The 19974-nt window shown below is 64.6% G+C and carries 17 protein-coding genes; 4 read left to right on the top strand and 13 right to left on the bottom strand.

The annotated features are described in order from the left end of the window. Positions 1–23: 23 nt before the first annotated feature. The 12 genes from ybeY to CK230_RS22315 form a co-directional block, all read right to left on the bottom strand. Positions 24–521: an rRNA maturation RNase YbeY gene (ybeY, locus tag CK230_RS22370; protein ID WP_095819311.1), complete on the bottom strand. Its 498-nt coding sequence runs from the start codon at positions 519–521 to the stop codon at positions 24–26. A 12-nt stretch (positions 522–533) separates the two neighbouring features. Continuing rightward, positions 534–1526, bottom strand: coding sequence for a PhoH family protein (locus CK230_RS22365; RefSeq protein WP_245430023.1), 993 nt, complete (start codon positions 1524–1526; stop codon positions 534–536). A 136-nt stretch (positions 1527–1662) separates the two neighbouring features. Next, a complete protein-coding gene (miaB, locus tag CK230_RS22360) occupies positions 1663–3072 on the bottom strand; it encodes a tRNA (N6-isopentenyl adenosine(37)-C2)-methylthiotransferase MiaB (protein WP_095819309.1) in 1410 nt (469 codons plus the stop codon). Between the two features lie 73 nt (positions 3073–3145). After that, the gene (locus CK230_RS22355) at positions 3146–3946 is read right to left on the bottom strand and encodes a lysophospholipid acyltransferase family protein (RefSeq protein ID WP_095819308.1); all 801 of its coding nucleotides are present in this window, start codon (positions 3944–3946) and stop codon (positions 3146–3148) included. A gap of 127 nt (positions 3947–4073) precedes the next feature. Continuing rightward, on the bottom strand, positions 4074–4568 hold the full coding sequence (locus CK230_RS22350) for an N-acetyltransferase (RefSeq protein ID WP_095819307.1): 495 nt from the start codon (positions 4566–4568) through the stop codon (positions 4074–4076). Further along, a complete protein-coding gene (tsaB, locus tag CK230_RS22345) occupies positions 4568–5257 on the bottom strand; it encodes a tRNA (adenosine(37)-N6)-threonylcarbamoyltransferase complex dimerization subunit type 1 TsaB (protein WP_095819306.1) in 690 nt (229 codons plus the stop codon). The genes CK230_RS22350 and tsaB overlap by 1 nt, the downstream gene beginning before the upstream one ends. 282 nt (positions 5258–5539) lie before the next feature. Next, the gene (locus CK230_RS22340) at positions 5540–6643 is read right to left on the bottom strand and encodes a DUF1513 domain-containing protein (protein WP_095819305.1); all 1104 of its coding nucleotides are present in this window, start codon (positions 6641–6643) and stop codon (positions 5540–5542) included. A 4-nt stretch (positions 6644–6647) separates the two neighbouring features. Then, a complete protein-coding gene (locus CK230_RS22335) occupies positions 6648–7742 on the bottom strand; it encodes an imelysin family protein (RefSeq protein ID WP_176480177.1) in 1095 nt (364 codons plus the stop codon). Continuing rightward, complete coding sequence (locus CK230_RS22330; protein WP_245430020.1) at positions 7742–9226, bottom strand: di-heme oxidoredictase family protein; 1485 nt, start codon at positions 9224–9226, stop codon at positions 7742–7744. Before CK230_RS22330 ends, CK230_RS22335 begins: the two co-directional genes overlap by 1 nt. A 129-nt stretch (positions 9227–9355) precedes the next feature. Then, a complete protein-coding gene (bfr, locus tag CK230_RS22325; protein ID WP_095819303.1) occupies positions 9356–9841 on the bottom strand; it encodes a bacterioferritin in 486 nt (161 codons plus the stop codon). Beyond that, positions 9807–10118 (bottom strand): (2Fe-2S)-binding protein, encoded by a 312-nt coding sequence (locus CK230_RS22320; protein WP_095819302.1) that lies wholly within the window; start codon positions 10116–10118, stop codon positions 9807–9809. Before CK230_RS22320 ends, bfr begins: the two co-directional genes overlap by 35 nt. A 63-nt stretch (positions 10119–10181) precedes the next feature. Then, a complete protein-coding gene (locus tag CK230_RS22315) occupies positions 10182–11471 on the bottom strand; it encodes an imelysin family protein (protein WP_095819301.1) in 1290 nt (429 codons plus the stop codon). A 434-nt stretch (positions 11472–11905) separates the two neighbouring features. On the opposite strand from CK230_RS22315, the gene CK230_RS22310 reads away from it, so the two are divergent. Continuing rightward, on the top strand, positions 11906–13159 hold the full coding sequence (locus tag CK230_RS22310; RefSeq protein ID WP_095819300.1) for an FAD-dependent oxidoreductase: 1254 nt from the start codon (positions 11906–11908) through the stop codon (positions 13157–13159). Here CK230_RS22310 and CK230_RS22305 read toward each other — a convergent pair. Next, on the bottom strand, positions 13156–14433 hold the full coding sequence (locus CK230_RS22305; RefSeq protein WP_095819299.1) for a 4-aminobutyrate--2-oxoglutarate transaminase: 1278 nt from the start codon (positions 14431–14433) through the stop codon (positions 13156–13158). The two genes, CK230_RS22310 and CK230_RS22305, sit on opposite strands and share 4 nt — an antisense overlap. 301 nt (positions 14434–14734) lie before the next feature. On the opposite strand from CK230_RS22305, the gene CK230_RS22295 reads away from it, so the two are divergent. Genes CK230_RS22295 through CK230_RS22285 form a run of 3 tightly spaced genes read left to right on the top strand, consistent with a single transcriptional unit; the run spans position 14735 to position 19970 of the window. Further along, complete coding sequence (locus CK230_RS22295; protein ID WP_245430019.1) at positions 14735–15799, top strand: efflux RND transporter periplasmic adaptor subunit; 1065 nt, start codon at positions 14735–14737, stop codon at positions 15797–15799. Continuing rightward, the gene (locus tag CK230_RS22290; RefSeq protein WP_095819296.1) at positions 15796–16869 is read left to right on the top strand and encodes an efflux RND transporter periplasmic adaptor subunit; all 1074 of its coding nucleotides are present in this window, start codon (positions 15796–15798) and stop codon (positions 16867–16869) included. Before CK230_RS22295 ends, CK230_RS22290 begins: the two co-directional genes overlap by 4 nt. Further along, on the top strand, positions 16869–19970 hold the full coding sequence (locus tag CK230_RS22285) for an efflux RND transporter permease subunit (RefSeq protein ID WP_095819295.1): 3102 nt from the start codon (positions 16869–16871) through the stop codon (positions 19968–19970). Before CK230_RS22290 ends, CK230_RS22285 begins: the two co-directional genes overlap by 1 nt. Positions 19971–19974 lie beyond the last annotated feature (4 nt).

Raw genomic sequence — 19974 nt, 5'->3', positions numbered from 1 at the left:
ATCAGGTCAATTGAGCTTTTTTGTTACGCGTAGGGATCGGGAATGGCAAGCCTCGCAAGCGCGGCGCGCTCGATCGCTTCCATCTCCTCTGCCTCGGCGTCGGTCTCGTGATCATGACCCAAAAGATGCAGCAGGCCATGGACAACGAGATGGGTGATATGGTTCTCAAGCGGCTTGTCTTCCAGTGCGGCCTCGTCCGCCACCGTCTCGGAAGCCAGCACGATGTCGCCCAGCATCGGCGGCAGCTTGCCGCCTTTCGGAAATGGAAAAGCCGGAAAAGACAAGACGTTGGTTGGCTTGTCCTTGCCCCGCCATTCGGCGTTGAGCGTCCGGATATGAGCATCGTCCGAAAAAACGACGCTGAGCTCGGAGGTGCCGTTCGTGCCCGTCTGGGCGAAGGCGGCTGCAACGGCGCGATCGACCAGCCGCGTCAGCTCGGCTTCGGCAGGCCAATCGCCAGCCTCGACGAAAATATCGATATCGACCGGCTTCTCGCCGCTGGATGCTGGATTGTCAGCCATATAGCCTTTTGATCAGCTTTCGGCGCCCAGGCCCCGCGCCAGCTTGCCGTCGCGGTCATAGGCCTTGACGATCTCGGCGACCAGCGGGTGGCGCACCACGTCGCCTTCGTTGAAGCGGACGGTGACGATGCCGGGCACGCCGTCGAGGATGCGCAGCGCCTCGACCAGCCCCGACTTGGTGTTGGGCGGCAGGTCGATCTGGGTCGGATCGCCGGTGACGATCATGCGCGAGTTCTCGCCGAGACGGGTCAAGAACATCTTCATCTGCATCGGCGTGGTGTTCTGCGCCTCGTCGAGGATCACCGCCGCATGCGCCAGCGTGCGGCCGCGCATGAAGGCCAGAGGCGCGATCTCGATGACCTCGGCGGCGATCGCCCGCTCGACCTTGTCGGCCGGCATCATGTCGTAGAGCGCGTCGTAAAGCGGCCGCAGATAGGGATCGACCTTCTCTTTCATGTCGCCGGGCAGGAAGCCAAGCCGCTCGCCGGCTTCGACGGCCGGGCGCGACAGCACGATGCGCTCGACCATGCCGCGCTCGAGCAGCATCGCAGCATGCGCCACCGCCAGATAGGTCTTGCCGGTGCCTGCCGGGCCGATGCCGAAGACCATTTCGGAGCGCTCCAGCGCCCGCATGTAGGCATCCTGGTTGAGCGAGCGGGCGTAGATCGTCTTCTTGCGCGTCGATATCTGGGCGGCCGAGACCTTGCCCTTGCGCTCCATCGTGGGCAGCGTCAGCTGGTCGTCGGCGGCGATCGCCATGCGCACGGCGCCGTCGACATCCGACTGGCCGATGTCGACACCCTTCTGCAGGATGCCGTAGAGCGTATCCAACGCGCGGCGCGCCTGCTCGGCGGCAGCGGCCGAGCCTTTGATCGTCAACTGGTTGCCGCGCGATCGGATATCGACGCCGAGCTTCTGCTCCAGACGGGCGAGGTTCTCATCGAACTGGCCGTAAAGGGCGCTGGCTAGCTTGTTGTTGTCGAAGGTCAGTACGATGTGCGCCATATCGGAAGCCCCGGACGCCTGGTTCTGGGGCGGATTCTTCAGTTCAGCAGCGCTCAACCGTCTCTCCTCATCTGCCGAGGCTTGTGGCTATGCATGTCGTTGTCCCAAAACCGCGGGCACTTTTGGGCGACATGCATCAGACCAACTCGGCGAACAGGCTGTTGGGGCCTGTCTTCGTGATTCGCACATCAATAATGTCACCGATTCCACCGGCCTTGTCGTCAACAATCACCGGGTTCAGCCATGGCGAGCGGCCGACAACCTGGCCGGGGCGGCGACCTGGCTTCTCGATCAGCGTGCTGACGGTGCGGCCGACCACGCTGGCTATGAAATTCTGCTGCTGCTCGTTGATCAGTGCCTGCAGGCGCTGCAGCCGTTCGTCCTTCACTGTTTCGGAAAGATGGCCGTCCATCTCGGCACCCGGCGTGCCAGGACGTGGGGAATATTTGAAGGTGAAGGCCGAGGCATAGCCCACCTCGCGCACCAGTTTCAGCGTCGCCTCGAAATCCTCCTCCGTCTCGCCGGGGAAGCCGACGATGAAGTCGCCGGACATGGCGATATCGGGACGGGCGGCGCGGATCTGCTCGATGAGCGCCAGATAGTCGCGTGCCGTGTGCCTACGATTCATCGCCTTCAAAATCCTGTCGGATCCCGACTGCACCGGCAAATGCAGATAGGGCATCAAGGCGGGCAGGTCACGATGCGCGGCGATCAATTCGTCGTCCATGTCGCGCGGATGGCTGGTGGTGTAGCGCAGCCGCGCCAGGCCGGGAATTTCCGCAAGCCGGAACAGCAGGCGGCCGAGACCCCATTTCTCGCCGTTTTCGCCCACGCCATGCCAGGCATTGACGTTCTGGCCGAGCAGCGTCACCTCGCGCACGCCGGCCTCGGCCAGCCGCTCGGCCTCGGCGACGATCTGCGCCACCGGGCGCGAGACCTCCGAGCCGCGCGTATAGGGCACCACGCAGAAGGTGCAAAACTTGTCGCAGCCTTCCTGCACCGTCAGGAAGGCGGTGACGCCGCGCCTGGCAAGCTCAGCGCGCTTCGGCTGCGGCAGATGCTCGAACTTGTCCTCGATGGCGTATTCGGTCTCGACGATCTTCTCGCCGCCACGCACCCTTGCCAGCACGTCCGGCAGCCGGTGATAGGTCTGCGGGCCGATGACCAGGTCCACCGCCGGAGCGCGGCGGATGATCTCGGCGCCCTCGGCCTGCGCCACGCAGCCGGCGACGCCGATCAGCAATTCGCGGCCAGCCTCGGCGCGCTCGGCCTTCATGTCGCGAATGCGGCCGAGCTCGGAATAGACCTTTTCCGCCGCCTTTTCGCGGATATGGCAGGTGTTGAGCAGCACCAGATCGGCGTCCTCGACGGCGTCGGTGGCGACATAGCCGTCGGCGGCCAGCGCATCGGTCATGCGCTGGGAATCGTAGACGTTCATCTGGCAGCCATAGGTCTTGACGAAGACCTTTTTTGCCGTGCGGTCAATGCCGGCCGAGCGCTCGGCGGCAGCGCCGAGGCCGTGGCTTTCAATCGTGTTCAGTTCCATTGGGCGGCTTCTACCGCCTTTCCGTGACAAAAAACAGACGATTCTGCCCGAAACGCGCCGCGCAGCCCCGTACTCACCGGCTTTTGGCCGGGTCGGCGAGGATGGCCTGCATCATCTCGCGCACCTTGGCTTCCATCAGCCTCGCCGTTTCCTTGCGGTTCGAGCCCTTGGAGAACGGTACCGGCTGGCCGAAATGCACCTCGGCATCGATCGCGCCTTCGGCAAGCAGGGTTTTCAGATGCGGCATCAGGTCCTGATCGCCGATCCAGGCGGGGATCGGCCGATGGCGGCGGCCCATCGGCATGCCATGCAGGCGCGTATAGGCGATCGCCACGGGCTGGATGAAGACCTGCTCCGCGGCGCCTTCCGAAATCGCCATCGAGGCCGCGCCGAACAACGTGCTCTTGAACGGCAGAACGAGGTTGCCGTCGCCGGTCGAGCCTTCGGCGAACAACACCATGGCGTCGCCTTTTGCCATCCTTTTGGCGATCTCGCTTGCCTGGTCGCCGGAAGTGCGCTTGCGCTCGCGTTCGATGAAGACGGTGCGCTGCAGCTTGGACAGCATGCCGATCAGGGGCCAGCCTTCCATGTCGGCCCTGGCGATGAACTTCACATCGACGAAGGAGCCGAGCACCATGATGTCGGTCCAGGAAATGTGGTTGGCCGCCACAAGCAGCGGACGATCCTTGGCCAACGCGCCCTTCACATGCACCCGCATGCCCAGCGCCCGCAGGATCATGCCGTGCCAGATCTTCAGAATGAAGGTCTCAGGCCAGAGCCCCGTCTTCATCGACAGGATCTGCAGCGGCACCAGCACCAGGGAACAGACGACGACATAGAAGAGCGCCAGGAAAATCCGCAATTTCTTGATCATTCGGTCCGGCCCTAGATCAGGATGATGCTTCGTTGAATCGTCGTCCTGATCTAACTCTCTGTGGAGCATGATCTTTTCCGAAAACCGGTTCCCACTTTTCGGGATCATGCCGTATCGCGCGGATTGGCTAGCGAAGATCGCGGCGCATGACAAGCGCGCCGGTCGAGCCGTGCTCGGTCGAACGGTAATAGTTCGGGCGATGACCGACCTGGATGAAGCCGAGCCTGCGGTAAAGCCCGATCGCGGGCGCATTGGTCTCGTCGACCTCGAGGAAGAGCGCTTCGGCGCGTTGCGCATGAAGCTCGCGCAGCACAGCGTCCATCAATCGCCAGCCAAGGCCCTGGCGGCGATGGCTACGGGCGACGGCCACGGTCAGGATCTCGCCCTCGCCGGCCGCGAGCCGGGCGAGCACGAAGCCGACCGGCGGCTTGGAGCCCTGGCCGGTTTCCCGCGCGGCATAGCCGAAGACCGTGTCCTGTTCGAGGAGTGCCGCAAACTCGCCGTCGGTCCAGGGCCGCACGAAATCCTCGCGATGCAGCACCGAAACAGCAGCGCTGTCGGCGACCGTCAGCGGTTCCAGCGCGTAATCCCTGCGGCGCGGCTGAAAGAACGGAATGCGCATCAGGGTTCGCTTCCCTTGTCCTGCCTTGGCAGGATGAAACCCGCCTGCGGCTTGGCGTCGGCGCCACGCAGATAGAGCGGCTTCGGCTTCTCGCCGGGTCCCCTTGCGGCGGCCAGTCTGGCATAGGTGGCAATATCGGCGGTGGCAGCGACCGGGCCGGTGTCGAAGGCGCGACCTGCCGCCTGGGCAATCCGCGGCGCGGCGGTTCCGACAAGGACCGCTTCGGCGCTGATAGCCATGGCCACCGCCTCGGCAAGCGTAGCTACGGATGCTCCGTAAGTTTCCGCTAACTCTTTATCGTATAGCGCCGCGTGGATTTCCTCGCGGCCGGCGTCGAGCGCGGCAAGCACCGCGCGCCCGGGAAAGGCGTTCGCACCCTCCGCCGCCAGGGCTTCCAGCGCCGTCACCCCGATCGCCGGAATCTTGAGCGCCAGCGCCAGGCCGCGCGCGGTCGAGACGCCGACGCGCAGACCGGTGAAGGAGCCGGGCCCGACCGAGACGGCAACGGCGTCGAGCTCGTGATAGCCGAGGCCACCGCCTTGCAAGGCCGTCTCGATGACGGCCATCAAATGCTCGGCATGGCCCTTGCCGAGATCGCGCACCTGTCGGCCAAGCTCCTTACCCGCGCCTGCGTCATAAACGCAGGCGGCGCAGAGATTGGCGGCGCAGTCGATGGCAAGCAGCTTCATACGGGCAGCTTCATAGGCCGATTGACGAACTGGATCGAAACACAATTCCCTCTGCCCGGCATGTGCCGCCGCCGCAAGGGCCAGGGCGGAGAAATGTTAAGCGGCTTTGCTTCTAGAGCGTTTCACCGTTTCACGGAAACGGCGAGCCGCTCTATCTCTTTGTTTTGGCGCAATTCCGGACGGAAAACCGCTCACACTTTTCCTGGAATTGCTCTAGGTTTTGGCGCAATTCCGAACGGAAAACCGCTCACACTTTTCCTGGAATTGCTCTAGGCGCGGCGATCACGCCGTCGCGACAATGCGCAGCATATGGTTGTCCCAGACATAGTCCGGCTCGGAACGGGCGGCGGCGCCGCCTACGATCTCACCGGCGCCGGTCGTCGCCATGAAGCCAGCGCCATCGGGCGCGAGGCCGCAGACCTCGGCCAGCGATCTGGTCGCGACCACGCGTCCGCTGACGGCGTCGAGAACGGCCAGCGAATTGCCCTCCGGCGAGGTGACGGCGACCGTGCCGGTAGCGGCATTGGCGGCGACCGAACCGATATAGTTGCGAAAGCCGCAGAGCACGTCCTGCGGCATCTCGAGAAGCGCGAGTTCCTTGCCGCGCGCGGCGCGGCCGACCAGCGCCGGGCGGTCTGTCGCCGGCCCGCGATATTGGCAGCCGAACCAGACGGTGCCCGCCTGGTCGCGATCCATGTGCCGGATCGACAGCTGATGCAGCGCCGGCGGCAATTCATGCTTTTCGATCAGGTCGCCGGTCACGCGGTCCACCAGAGTATAGGACGGCTTCATCGTCGCGATGTTGAGCTCGGCGCGGCCATAGTCGGGATGGGTTTCGATGCCGCCATTGGCGATAGCCAGCGTTCGGCCATCGCCGAGCAGGAGCAGTTCGTGCGGACCCATACCATAGGTCGGGAACTCGCCGACGCGGTTGAACCTTGCCTTCGCATCGTAGACGCCGACGACGCCTGCCGCATTGTCGAAGTCATTCTCGGTCGCATAGAGAAAGGCGCCGTCGGGCGAGAACACGCCATGGCCGAAGAAGTGCCGGCCGGCGATGCTGGCGATGGTCAGCGGCTTGTCGCGGCCGGCATGGTCGAAGACGACGGCGAAAGTGCCGGGCTGACGGGCAAAGACCACCGAGCGTTTCGACACCGGATCGAAGGTGACGTCATGGCCGCGATCGGGCAGGTCGACCGTGTGCAGGATTTTTCCCGCTTCGGAGAGCACGGCGGCGCCAAAACTCCCGTCGCGCTTGACGAAAGCCGTGGCAAAGACGGCGTCCGCCGCCAGCGTTTCGGCCCAGGCGCGCGGCGCCATGGCGGCGGCAAAGCTTGCGCCCGCAGCCCGCAGGAAATCGCGGCGGTCGATGAGGGCGGTTCTCAAGGCATCAGTCCCCATCCAGCGACGAGAAGCCGGCGGTCAGGCCGAACTCGGCGGTCATCCTGGTGCCGATCAGGGTCGACAGGCTGGAGGTGATCAGCGCGAAGTGTTCGAGCTTGTCGCGCAACGCCGGATCGGCGAGCGCCTTGTCGATCGGGCCGACTACCGATTTCGCTGTTGTCACGCCGTTGGCGAGCTGGATGTGGATGGACTCGGCCATCCATCGCGCATCGGCGGGCAGCGCATCGCCAAGCTTCGAGGCCTGGAACAATTGGTCGATGCCGGAGAGATTTCCGGCCAGCGAGACGGTCGTGTTCCGCGAGCGCCAGTAGATTGCCTGCTTGGGCTTGTCGGCGTCCGGCTTGGCGCCAAGGAAGCCCTTGAGCCGCACATCGCGGATCATGTCCAGTTCGTTGATGAAGACGCCGACCAGTTCCGTCACCGCCTCGTTGCCGTCGCGGTAGAGCGGGTTGTCCGGCCCCGGATTGGCCCAGAGCGAAGCGAAGCCATCGGGCTTTTGCCAGGCGTCGCGCACCTCGGCGGCCATGGTTTCGATGTTGCCGGCAACCGCCTCGCCATAGGCGCAGCGGTAAGGATCGTCCTTCCCGGCAAGCGTGTTGGCGCCGTCGCCATAGAGCACGTATTCAAGCGCGCCGAGGCCCTGCATGGCGACGCTCTTTTGCGCCAGTTGCGCCGGATCGGTGGCTGACGGATCCTTCGATGCGATCGTGGCCTGCACTTGCCTCATGCCGATGCTCTTGCGGTCCGGCCAGTAGAGCATACGCTCCAGCCGGTTGCTTTCCTTGATCGGCCCGAAGGCGATGATCTCGGCCACCGACCAGGCCTCCACGGTGCCGGAAAACGCAGAGCGCGCCGCTTCGAGATTCAGTTCGGACGGTGCTTCGCAAAGCTGGTGCATCGCTTTGGTCAGCCCCACCGCATGCTCGTCGAGGCTGGCATAGGCCGGGCGAACGAACCCGTCGATCGCACGGCCGATAACATCGGAGGCTTTGACCGCGGCCGATGCGGGCAGCACGGCGGCCAGAAGAAGCGGAAGAACAAGGGCCAGGCTTTTCGACATCAGAGCGACGCGTTTTGACATCAGAGGGACTCCAGGAATTTGATCAGCGCGTCACGATCGGCGGTGGCGGCGCCGGCGAAGCGGTCGCGGGCCTTCAGCCCCTCGCCGCCATGCCACAGGATCGCCTCGGCAAGCGTGCGGGCGCGGCCGTCATGCAGATAGAAAGCGTTGCCGTTGACTGTCGCGGTGAGCCCGATACCCCAGAGCGGCGGGGTGCGCCACTCGCTGCCGGTCGCCTCCCCGACCCGCTGCCCGTCGGCGAGGCCCTCGCCCATGTCATGCAGCAGGAAGTCGGAATAGGGCCAGATCAGCTGGAAGGCCTGCGCCTTGTTGGGCGTGCCTCGCGTGGTGACGAATTTCGGCGTGTGGCAGGCAACGCAGCCCATCCCGTAGAACTGCTTCTTGCCGGCAAGGACGTCGGGCTTGTCGATGTCGCGACGCGCCGGCACAGCGAGATTCCGCGAATAGAAGGTGACCAGGTCCATTACGGGCGGCGGCGCTTCCACCGCGCCCAGTCGTTCCTGGACACCGTTCGGCAGGGCAAGGCAAGCCTTCTGCGCCTCGGTGCAATCGCCCCAATGCTTCGGCATTTCCGGGGTCGAGATGCCGATATCGCCGGCAAAAGCATCGGCCGCCTGCTGGCGGATCGAGGCGGTCTGCGCCTTCCAGCCGAAGCGGCCCAAGGTCACCGCGCCGCTCAGCTCGTCGCGCACGATGTTCGCCCGGCCCGAAATGCCGTCGCCGTCGCGGTCGTCCGGATCAGCGTTGGCAAGGATATCGGTCGGCGCGATCTGCTCGATCAATCCGAGCCCGATCATCGGCGGCGTCAGGCGCGGCGAGAGCGTGGTGCGCGGATCGAGCGGACCGTAGCCGAGATCTTCGACCGAGTAGCGCGGCTTGCGCAGCGAAACGATTGCGCCGTCGCCTAGCGTGACCTTCTGCTCCTGGTAGTCAACGCGCATCGTGCCTTCGCCCTTGAGGCCCGGGACCGCGAGCTCCTGTAGTTGGGAGCCGTAAACAGGATCAGGAAAGTTCAGCACCTTGTGGTCGGCGAGCGCAGCTTTTTCCTCTGCGCTGCTCGCGTCGCGCGCAAGCCTGAGGAACATCGATGTCGATCCGGCATCACCTTCGGGCGGACGGCCACGGCCATCCTTCAAATGGCAGTTCTGGCAGGCGCGCTCGTTGAACAGGGGACCAAGGCCGTCCGAAGCCTGGGTCGAAGACGGCGACGACACCCAGTTCTTGCGGAACAGCGCATTGCCGAGCTTGAAATTGCCCTCCTCCTCGAAGGTGAGGTTGGCGGAGGATTGCGAGAAGGCATCGCGGTTGACGTCCTTCTCCGACGTGCCGGCGCCGCCCTGCATCAGCTCGAACGGCTCGGGCCTGGTGAAGTCGGTCGTTGGCCTGGTGACGGCCAGAACCCGCGCCTGATCCTTCGGCGTCAGATCGGTGCGGCTCGTCGGCAGAGCCGCCGGCTCGCCGGCCCAGACAGGCATGGAAAGCATGGTCGCCAGCAAAAGCGAAGCCCCGCGACCAATACGGTCTCGCGGGGTCTGCTGAAGCGGCAGGCCGTCGATTGCGGCCCGCCACGCGCGGCGCAAAGAATCTACGGGGCGCCGCATTCCCGCATGTCCTTACTCCGCCTCGTTGGCCGAGTCGGCGTTGAGCAGGCCGTACTTTTCCTCGCCGATCGAGGCAAGCAGGTCGAGCTGCGTTTCCAGGAAGTCGATATGCCCTTCCTCGTCGGTCAAAAGGTCCTCGAACAGCTTCATCGAGACGAAATCACCTTCGTCGTGGCAGATCTCGCGCGAGCGCTTGTAGGCGCTGCGCGCGTCATATTCGCCGGCCAGATCGGATTCGAGCACTTCCTTGACATTCTGGCCGATGCGCAGCGGCGCGACGGACTGCAGGTTCGGGTGTCCTTCGAGGAAGATGATGCGCGCGATCAGCCGGTCGGCGTGATGCATTTCCTCGATCGATTCCGCGCGCTCCTTCTTTGCCAGCTTGGTGTAGCCCCAATCCTCGAGCAGACGGTAATGCACCCAGTACTGGTTGACGGCCCCAAGCTCTAGAAACAGAGCTTCGTTAAGCCGCTCGATGATCTGCGGTTCGCCTTTCATGGGTTCTGCTCCGGTATTGGCCGCGCAAGCCTCGCACGCGATCCAGGTGTGAAACGATGTCCACGCCGTCCACCTCTGAGCGGGCGTGGTAGTGCTCGGTGACCCGAATGATCGTTTCCACCACATTTGGGAAACAGCCGCAACAGCGGCCGCGCTTGCGCATCGCGTGGTAGACCTTCGCGGGCACGATCAGCTGCCAGGGATCCTCATCCAGCAGGCCGACGATCGTCTGCTCGATCTCCTTCTCGGTGATGATGTTGCAATGGCAGATCAGCATTTTCACTTGCTCTGGCTGACGGCGCCGGTCCGGCGCCGCTTGGCTAGCGGCTACGTCTAAACCTTACTTGAACACCTTGTCAGGCGCGTCGAGGCTGTCGGAACCCTCGAAGGCGATCTGGTTCAGCTTCAGCGAGCCGACGGCGCGCTCGATCGACTTGGTCTGATCGATCAGCGCGTCGATCGCCGCCTGCACTGTGGCGTTGCCTGCGGTGTTGCCCTCGGCGATCTGCTGGTCGTAGGCCTCGCCGGCCAGCGCGCGCGCCTTGATCGCCTCCATCTTGGCGACGGTGGTGTCGAGCTTGCCCGACAGCTCCTTGTCGATCGCCGGGTCGGCGGCCTTCACCATGTCGGACACCGACGGACCGGAAACCACGGAGCCGTCGAGCCGCTTGTAGCTGGCATGATAGGCGTCGCGGATGCCGACGGCGTCATAAAGATGCGAGTTATAGGTGTTGTCAGAGAAGCAGTCGTGCTCCTCCTCCGGATCGTGCAGCAGGAGGCCAAGCTTCATGCGCTCGCCCGCCAGTTCGCCATAGGAGAGCGAGCCCATGCCGGTGAAGATGGTGGAGATGCCGGCATTTGCGTCACCATCGGTAAGGTTCTTGCGCGCGGCGCCGTCTTCCTTCCAGTTGCCGACCATCTCCTGCAGGTCGGACACCAGAAGGTCGCTCGCCGACTTCAGATATTCGGCGCGGCGATCGCAATTGCCGCCCGTGCAGTTCTTGAGGTCGTAGTCCGTATAGGGCCGCTCGCCCGCGCCCGGACCGGTGCCGTGCAGGTCCTGTCCCCAGAGCAGGAATTCGATCGCGTGATAGCCGGTTGCGACATTGGCTTCGACGCCGCCGGCTTCCTGCAGCGTGCCGGACAGGAATTCCGGCGTCAGCTTCGAGGCGTCGACCTTCTTGCCGTTGATCTCGATTTCCTTGTTGGCGATGACGTTGGCCGTGTAGAGCGCGTTCTCGTCCGACTCGGTGCCGTAGCTCTTGGCGACATAGTCGATCAGGCCCTCATCCAGCGGCCAGGAATTCACCTTGCCTTCCCAGTCGTCGACGATCTTGTTGCCGAAGCGATAGACCTCGGTCTGCTGGTAAGGAATGCGCGCCGCCTTCCAAGCTTCGCGCGCGGCGTTCAGCGTGTCGGCGGAGGGGCTGGCGACAAGCGCGTCGACCGCCTTGTCCAGCGCCTGCGCGGTGGTCAGCGAATCCTCGTATTTGGCCAAAGCGATGTCGGCATAGGTCTTGATCACCGCTTTGGCGTCGGTCTCGGCTTTCGCCGGCAACACGAACACCGCCGCCGTCAGTGCAGCCGTGGCGCAGATCGCAGCCAGCCTGCCGCCATTACGTGCCGTCATTATGCTTCTCCAGTTCTTTCGGAATTTGACAAAAGGCGCATGTGTCCACCCGCGCCGAGGCATGAGCATGCCGGGAAAAATGGTGCCCGCGCCGATGCGCGGTTCGCGATAAAAAGACACTCACTTGCCTCCAATCGAAAGGGTTCAAGGCCCAGACATCAAAGGGGATGCGCTTTCCGCGCAGCTCTCCATAAAGCGATGGAAAGACCGGAAGTCAACTGGCGCCACAGGAAAAATTCAATTGAAACAATAGTTTAGAATTATTCTAAACTACAAATGTCAACTTTAAGGCCGGCCGAGGCAGGAAAAGTTCGCCAGTGGCTCGATTGACAGACAGCCGTTCTGGGTGCGACCCGATCGGCGGCTCTTGCGGCGGCGGCAGACAATCGCCACTTGGCGCAACAGCCTAGATTTCAAGGCAAAAAAGGATTGCGATGACGAACGGGGTTGTGATTGTCGGTGCGGGCCATGCCGGCGTGCAGGCTGCAGCCAGCCTGCGCGAAGAGGGCTATGAAGGGCCCGTCGTCCTGATCGGCGACGAGCAGGAACTGCCTTATCACAAACCGCCGCTGTCCAAGACCTTCATCAAGGACCCCGAAGCCAAGCCGCAGCCCTTGCGCGGCGAGGCCTTCTATACGGGCAATACCATCGACTACCGGCCAGGCGTGCGCATCGACAGCATCGATACCGGCTTGGGCCGGTTGAATGTGGCAGGCGGTGGAACGCTCGGATTCGACCGGCTGGTGCTTGCGACCGGCTCGCGGCCGCGGCTGCTCAAGCTCGACGGTGTCGGCCTTGCCGGCGTGGTCTCGCTGCGCTCGCTGGCCGATGCGCGCCTGATCCGCGAGTTCAGCGCGCAAAGCCAGGACGTGGTCATTCTGGGCGGCGGCTTCATCGGTCTTGAGATCGCGGCGACGCTCAGGGCCGCGGGCCGCAACGTCACCGTCGTCGAGGCGGTCGACCGGCTGCTCGGCCGCGCCGTGGCGCCGGTCATCGCCGCGCATGTGCGCCAGCGCCTGGAGGCGATCGGCGTACGCATCCTGACCGGCACCACCGTTGCCCGTCTGGAAGGCGACAACGGCCGCGTCTCGGCCGCGATCACATCCGGCGGCGAGCGCCTGTCGGCGCAAATGGTGATCATCGGCATCGGCGTGGTGCCCAATGTCGAGCTGGCGGAGGCCGCTGGGCTCGCCATCGGAAACGGCATCCGCGTCGACCAGCACATGCAGAGCTCTGTTCCCAAAATCCTCGCCATCGGCGACGCGGCCTCCTACCGGCACTGGTTCACGGGCGGCGACGTGCGGCTGGAATCGGTGCAGAACGCCACCGACCAGGCGCGGCTCGCCGCGCGCACCATCCTCGAGCACGTGGAGCCTTTCTCTGCCGTCCCGTGGTTCTGGTCGGATATCGGCGACATGAAGCTGCAGATGGTCGGCCTGACGCAAGGCGGGGACAGCCACGTGGTGCTCGGCGATCCCGCCGAGAATAAATTCTCGATCTACCACTATGCCGGCAGCCGGCTGCTCGGCATCGAATCCGTCAACCGCCCGGCCGACCACATGCTTGGCCGCAAGATGCTCGGCGCGGGCTTCTCGCCGACGCCGCAAACGGTGGGAGGCGGGCCGGATGCGCTGAAGGCCGCGCTTGCCACCTTCAGCGAAAGCGAGCCGGCAAGAGCCGCTGGTTAGGCCCCCCGTGCGTCGCGGATCGAGCTCTCCAGGATATCCAGCGCCTCGGTCATCACGCCGTCCTGGATGGTGATCGGTGACAGGAAGCGGATGACATTGCCGTAGACGCCACAGGTGAGCAGGATCAGACCCTTGTCGAGCGCCTTCAACCTGACCGCATTGGCGAATTCGGCGGACGGCAGGCCTTTCTTCACGTCGTTGAACTCGACTGCGTTCATGAAACCCGGGCCGCGGATGTCGACGATCTCCGGCACATCGTCGCGGATCGATTCCAGCCGCTGCTTCAGCCGGGCGCCCAGCGCATTGGCGCGGTCGCAGAGCTTTTCCTCGTCGATCACGTCGAGCACGGCATGCGCGGCGGCGACTCCGATCGGGCTGCCGCCATAGGTGCCGCCGAGCCCGCCCGGCCCGGGCGCGTCCATGATCTCGGCGCGGCCGGTGACGGCCGACAGCGGGAAGCCGCCGGCAAGGCTCTTGGCCATTGTGGTGAGGTCGGGCGCCACGTCATGATGATCCATGGCGAACATCTTGCCGGTGCGTGCAAAGCCGGTCTGCACCTCGTCGGCGACGAGCAGGATGCCATGCTGGTCGCAGATCTTACGCAGTGCTGCCATGAAATCGCGCGGCGCTTCGTAGAAGCCGCCCTCGCCCTGCACAGGCTCGACAATGATGGCGGCCACCCGGTTCGGATCGACATCGGCCTTGAACAGCTTGTCGAGCGCGGCAAGCGAGTCCGCGACCGAAACGCCATGCAGCGCGACCGGGAACGGCGCATGGAAGACATCGGCGGGCATGGCGCCGAAGCCGACCTTGTAGGGCACGACCTTGCCGGTCAGCGCCATGCCCATGAAGGTGCGGCCGTGGAAGCCGCCGGAAAAGGCGATGACCGCCTGGCGGCCGGTGGCGTTGCGGGCGATTTTTATGGCGTTCTCGACCGCCTCGGCGCCGGTGGTGACGAAGACCGTCTTCTTCTCGAACTTGCCGGGCAGCATGCCGTTCAGCCGCTCGGCCAGCCGTACATAGCTTTCGTAGGGCACGACCTGGTGGCAGGTGTGGGTGAAGCGGTCGAGCTGCGCCTTGACCGCCTCGATGACTTTCGGATGGCGATGGCCGGTGTTGACCACGGCGATGCCGGAGGAGAAGTCGATGTAGCGGTGCCCCTCGACATCCCAGATTTCCGAATTCTCGGCGCGATCGGCGTAGATCTGCGTCGTCATGCCGACGCCGCGCGAGATCGACTGGTTCTTGCGTTCGGAAATGGCTGAATTCTTCATCGCGTCCCTCATCGGGCCGTCCCTCGTCGAGATCGGCCCCGTTCCGTTGATCGAAACCCTTCTGACCTTATTTCACGATTTCCTCAAGTCGGCACTATGGCCCAGTCGATTGGGCCTGCCAGGCCCGGAAAAGGCCTTTAACCAGCCTGCCGATAGGCACCGCAGAAATGGTTTCCTTTTCCCGCCCATCGATTAATCTCAGGAGCGACTCCCACGGGTTGAGGGAACCATGAACAGGAACGCGACATCGTCCGCGTTGCGGTCTTCGCCGCTCCGCCTTCTTTGTCATTCAAAAACGCTGTTGCTGCTGGCCTGCGCCGGCGCGGCGATCTCGGCATCCGGCTGCCAAAAGCAGCAGGCGGCGGAGAAGAAATTGCCGGTATTGGTGACCACGCAGACGGTCGCGCTCGCCGACTATGCGCCGCGGACCTCGCTGACCGGGGTGATCGCGGCCCGCACACTCAACAATCTGTCGTTCCGGGTCGGCGGCCGCGTCGCCGAGCGGCTGGTCGATGTCGGCCAGCATGTCGACCAGGGCGCGGTGCTTGCCCGCATCGATCCGCAGGAACAGCAATCGGACCTGCGATCGGCGCAGGCCGACCTCGACGCCGCACAGGCGCAGCTCACCCAGGCCGCGGCCACGTACCAGCGGCAAAAGACGCTGCTTTCGCAAGGGTTTACGACGAGACGGGATTTCGACACCGCGGACCAGACGCTGAAAGTGGCACAGGGCAACGTCGATGCCGCGCAGAGCGCCTTGGCCAATGCCAAGGAAAACCTGTCCTACACCGAGCTCAAGGCTGGGGCCGCCGGCGTCATCACGGCGCGCCAGGTCGAGGCCGGGCAGGTGGTGCAGGCGGCGCAGACCGTGTTCACCATCGCCGAGGACGGCGACCGCGACGCTGTCTTCAACGTACACGAGACACTGGTTGTCCAGACACCTCCTTCTCCGGCGGTGACGATCACGCTTCTGTCGGACCCGCAGGTGCGCGCGACCGGCAAGGTGCGCGAGGTCTCGCCGGCGGTCGACACCCAGTCTGGGTCGATCCGGGTCAAGGTCGGCATCCCCGAGACGCCCGCAGGCATGCCGCTGGGTGCGGCCGTGATCGGCACGGTCAGCGCCAAGCCGGTCAAGGCCATCCTGTTGCCCTGGCAGGCGCTGACTTCGACCGCCGGCAAGCCCGCCGTCTGGATCGTCGATCCGTCGAGCAAGGCTGTAAGCACGGCGCCGGTCGAGGTGCTCGCCTTCGATTCCGGCGTGGTCGCCGTCGACAAGGGTTTGCAGGAGGGCCAGAGCGTCGTCACCGCCGGCGGACAATTGCTCAGCCCCGGACAGACCGTCGAGGTCGCTGGAGCCAGCCAATGAACCGGTTGCCGCGCATCGCTCCCTTGCTGATCCTTGCCACGCTTGCCGCCTGCTCGCGTTCGGAAGAGAAGCTTCCGGAGGTCATACGGCCGGTGCTGTCGGTGGTGATCGAGCCCAAGACCGTCGAGACCTTCGGCTTCGCCGGTTCGGTCGAACCGCAATACAGCGCCGACCTTGCCTTCCGCCTGCTCGGTCGCGTCGTCTCGCGCGACGTCAAGGTCGGCGATCTCGTCACCAAGGGCACGACCATCGCGGCGCTCGATCCGACTGCACTGGAGCTTGCCGTCCAGGCTTCGAAAGCCGATCTGTCGAACGCCCAGGCACAGTTCGTCAACGCCGCCGCCAGCGAGGATCGCCAGCGCCAGCTGCTTGCCTCGGCCAACACCTCACAAGCCACATTCGATGCCGCCAAACAGGCGCGGCAGGCGGCGGAAGCCGGCGTCGAGCGCGCCAATGCCGCTTTGGCCAAGTCGCAGGAGCAGCTCGGCTATGCCCGGCTGTTCTCCGATTTCGACGGCGTCGTCACCGCGGTCGGCGCCGAGGTCGGCCAGACCGTTTCGCCGGGACAGACCGTCGTCACCGTGGCGCGCACCGACCCGCGCGAGGCCGTGGTCGACATCCCCGACCAGCTGACCGGCGATCTCACCGTCGGCATGCCCTTCGAGATCGTCCTGCAATCGCTGCCGACGATCAAGACGCAGGCCAAGCTGCGCGAGATCGCGCCGCAGTCGGAAGGCGCTACCCGCACACGGCGCGTGAAGCTGACGCTGGTCGATCCGCCGACGGCGTTCCGGCTCGGTTCGACGATCACCGCGACGCGCATGACCAAGGTCGCGCCGACGATCGAACTGCCGATGTCGGCACTGCTCGAAAAGAATGGGTCGGAGAAAGTCTGGATCGTCGATCCGCAATCCTCCAGCGTGAGCGCGCGCGAGATCAAGGTCGCTTCGAAAAATGGCGGCTCCTTCACGGTGGCGAAAGGACTAGAAGCAGGCATGCGCGTCGTCACCGCCGGCGCCCACAGCCTGGCCGAGGGCCAGAAGGTCAAAGTGCCGGAGGGCGGCGTCTGATGAAGGGCTTCAACCTCTCCGACTGGGCGCTCAGCCACCGCTCCATGGTCTGGTATTTCATGCTGGTCTTCGTGGTGGCCGGCATTTTCTCCTATCTCAATCTCGGCCGCGAGGAAGATCCCGCCTTCACCATCAAGACCATGATCATCCAGGCCAATTGGCCGGGCGCCTCGGTCAAGGAGACGGTGCAGCAGGTGACTGACCGCATCGAGAAGAAGCTCGAGGAGCTCGATAGCCTCGACTATACCAAATCCGTCACCACCGCCGGCCAGACCGTCATCTTCGTCAACCTGAAGGACACCACCAAGGCGCGCGACGTCGTGCCGAACTGGCTTCAGGTGCGCAACATGGTCAACGACATCAAGGCGCAGCTTCCGCAAGGCGTACAGGGACCGTTCTTCAACGACCGCTTCGGCGACGTCTTCGGCAACATCTACGCCTTCACCGCCGACGGGCTGACGCCGCGCCAGCTGCGCGATTACGTGGAGGATGTCCGCACCAAGATCCTGACCGTGCCGAATGCCGGCAAGGTCGATCTGATCGGCGCGCAGGACGAGGCGATCTACCTCGAATTCTCGAGCCGGCAGATCGCGGCGCTCGGCCTCAACCAGCAGCAAATCGTCGCCAGCCTGCAGGCGCAGAACGCGATCACGCCCTCCGGCGTCATCGAGTCCGGACCGGAGCGCATCAGCGTGCGCGTCGGCGGCCAGTTCACCTCCGAGGAGAGCCTGCGGGCCATCAATTTGCGCGTCAACGACCGCTTCTTCCGGCTGAGCGATGTGGCGACGATCCGGCGCGGCTATGTCGACCCGCCGACGACCCTGTTCCGCTTCAACGGGCAGGATGCCATCGGCCTTGCCATCGGCATGAAGCCCAACGCCAATCTGCTCAAATTCGGCGAGGCGCTGCATGAGGAGATGCAGAAGGTGCTGGCCGACCTGCCCGTCGGCGTCGGCGTGCATCTGGTGGCCGACCAGCCGGTAATTGTCGAGGAAGCGGTCTCGGGCTTCACGCGGGCGCTGTTCGAGGCCGTCGCGATCGTGCTCGCCGTCTCCTTCGTCAGCCTCGGCATGCGCGCCGGCTTCGTCGTAGCGCTGTCGATACCTCTTGTGCTCGCGATCACCTTCACCGTCATGGAATATCTCGGCATCTCGCTGCAGCGCATTTCGCTCGGCGCCTTGATCATCGCGCTCGGCCTGTTGGTCGACGACGCGATGATCGCGGTCGAGATGATGGTGGCGCGGCTGGAGGTCGGCGACAATCTGCGCAAGGCGGCGACCTTTGTCTATACGTCGACCGCCTTTCCGATGCTGACGGGAACGCTGGTGACGGTCGCCGGCTTCATCCCGATCGGGCTCAATTCAAGCGCCGCCGGCGAATACACCTTCACGCTGTTTGTCGTCATCGCCGTGTCGCTATTGGTGTCATGGATCGTGGCGGTGCTGTTCGCGCCGCTGCTCGGCGTCACCATCCTGCCGGCGACGATGAAGGAGAAACATCACGACCAACCCGGGCGCTTCACCTCGCTGTTCCGGCGCGTGCTTGTCTTCTCCGTGCGCCGCCATTGGCTGACGATCATCGTGACGGTGCTTCTGTTCGCCGCCTCGGTCGCAGGCTTCGGCCTCGTCCAGCAGCAGTTCTTCCCGCCCTCCGACCGGCCGGAGCTGATCGTCGACTGGAATCTGCCGCAGAACTCCTCGATCACCGAGACACGCGACCAGATGGAGCGCTTTGAACAGCGGGCGCTGGTCGGCAATCCCGATATCGATCATTTCAGTTCCTATATCGGCCAGGGCGCGGTGCGCTTCCTGCTTGCCTTTGACGTGCAGCCGGCCAATCCTTATTTCGGCCAGACCGTGATCGTCACCAAGAGCATCGAGGCACGCAACCGGGTGAAGCCGGCGCTGGAGAAGCTGCTGCGCGAGGAATTCGTCGGCACCGACGCCTTCGTCAAGCCGCTCGAGCTCGGCCCGCCGGTTGGTCGCCCCGTGCAATACCGCGTCGGCGGCCCCGATATCCAGACGGTGCGGGAACTCGCGCAGCAATTTGCCGGCCTGATCTCGGCCAATGCGAAGCTGGCCGCGCCGACCTTCGACTGGAACGAGCCGCAGCGCGTGCTGAGGGTCGACGTGCTGCAGGACAAGGCGCGCCAGCTCGGCATCACCTCATCCGACATCGCCAGCGCGCTGAACAGCACGGTAGGCGGTTCGACGATCACCCAAGTGCGCGACGCCACCTATCTGATCGATGTCGTGGCGCGCTCGCGCGAGGCGGACCGCAGCTCGATCTCGACGCTGCAGAACTTGCAATTGCCGACCGGCACCGGCGAGTCGATCCCCTTGGCGGCAATCGCCAGCTTCCGCTACGACCTCGAACAGCCGACGGTCTGGCGGCGCAACCGCACGCCGACGATCACCGTACGCGCCGGCCTGGTCGGCGACGTGCTTCCGGCGACGGTCGTCAACGAGTTGAAGCCGTCGGTCGACGCCTTCATCGCCAAGCTGCCGCCCGGCTATTCGGTCGAGACCGCGGGCTCGGTCGAGGAAAGCGCCAAGAGCCAGGGACCGATCGCGGCGGTGGTGCCGCTGATGCTGTTCGTCATGGCGACCATCCTGATGATCCAGTTGCAGAGCTTCCAGCGCCTGTTCCTTGTGGTGGCGGTGGCGCCGCTCGGCCTGATCGGCGTGGTGGCGGCGCTGGTGCCCAGCGGCGCGCCGCTCGGCTTCGTCGCCATACTCGGCGTCTTGGCGCTGATCGGCATCCTGATCCGCAACTCGGTCATCCTGATCGTGCAGATCGAGGATCTCGTCAAGGAAGGCAAGGACCGCTGGGCGGCCGTGATCGAGGCGACCGAGCATCGCATGCGGCCGATCGCGCTGACGGCCGCGGCTGCCAGTCTCGCGCTGATCCCGATCGCGCGCGAAGTGTTCTGGGGGCCGATGGCCTATGCGATGATGGGCGGGATCATCGCCGGCACGGCGATCACGCTGCTCTTCCTGCCGGCGCTTTACGTGACGTGGTTCAGGGTCAAGGAACCGAAAAATAGGGAAAGCATGGCTGTTTCAGAGACCGGAGATCTGACGCAGACCACCCCAACCTAAGGCG

This window comes from Mesorhizobium sp. WSM3859, from assembly GCF_002295065.1.
GTDB lineage: Bacteria > Pseudomonadota > Alphaproteobacteria > Rhizobiales > Rhizobiaceae > Mesorhizobium.
Note: the sequence above shows the minus strand (reverse complement) of the source record. Positions and strands in the feature narration are given on the sequence as shown.

Bases quoted from the DNA above. Each gene is read 5' to 3' on its own strand.
- ybeY (WP_095819311.1), bottom strand. From the start codon at position 521: ATGGCTGACAATCCAGCATCCAGCGGCGAGAAGCCGGTCGATATCGAT.
- CK230_RS22365 (WP_245430023.1), bottom strand. From the start codon at position 1,526: ATGGCGCACATCGTACTGACCTTCGACAACAACAAGCTAGCCAGCGCC.
- miaB (WP_095819309.1), bottom strand. From the start codon at position 3,072: ATGGAACTGAACACGATTGAAAGCCACGGCCTCGGCGCTGCCGCCGAG.
- CK230_RS22355 (WP_095819308.1), bottom strand. From the start codon at position 3,946: ATGATCAAGAAATTGCGGATTTTCCTGGCGCTCTTCTATGTCGTCGTC.
- CK230_RS22350 (WP_095819307.1), bottom strand. From the start codon at position 4,568: ATGCGCATTCCGTTCTTTCAGCCGCGCCGCAGGGATTACGCGCTGGAA.
- tsaB (WP_095819306.1), bottom strand. From the start codon at position 5,257: ATGAAGCTGCTTGCCATCGACTGCGCCGCCAATCTCTGCGCCGCCTGC.
- CK230_RS22335 (WP_176480177.1), bottom strand. From the start codon at position 7,742: ATGTCAAAACGCGTCGCTCTGATGTCGAAAAGCCTGGCCCTTGTTCTT.
- CK230_RS22330 (WP_245430020.1), bottom strand. From the start codon at position 9,226: ATGCTTTCCATGCCTGTCTGGGCCGGCGAGCCGGCGGCTCTGCCGACG.
- bfr (WP_095819303.1), bottom strand. From the start codon at position 9,841: ATGAAAGGCGAACCGCAGATCATCGAGCGGCTTAACGAAGCTCTGTTT.
- CK230_RS22320 (WP_095819302.1), bottom strand. From the start codon at position 10,118: ATGCTGATCTGCCATTGCAACATCATCACCGAGAAGGAGATCGAGCAG.
- CK230_RS22315 (WP_095819301.1), bottom strand. From the start codon at position 11,471: ATGACGGCACGTAATGGCGGCAGGCTGGCTGCGATCTGCGCCACGGCT.
- CK230_RS22310 (WP_095819300.1), top strand. From the start codon at position 11,906: ATGACGAACGGGGTTGTGATTGTCGGTGCGGGCCATGCCGGCGTGCAG.
- CK230_RS22305 (WP_095819299.1), bottom strand. From the start codon at position 14,433: ATGAAGAATTCAGCCATTTCCGAACGCAAGAACCAGTCGATCTCGCGC.
- CK230_RS22290 (WP_095819296.1), top strand. From the start codon at position 15,796: ATGAACCGGTTGCCGCGCATCGCTCCCTTGCTGATCCTTGCCACGCTT.
- CK230_RS22285 (WP_095819295.1), top strand. From the start codon at position 16,869: ATGAAGGGCTTCAACCTCTCCGACTGGGCGCTCAGCCACCGCTCCATG.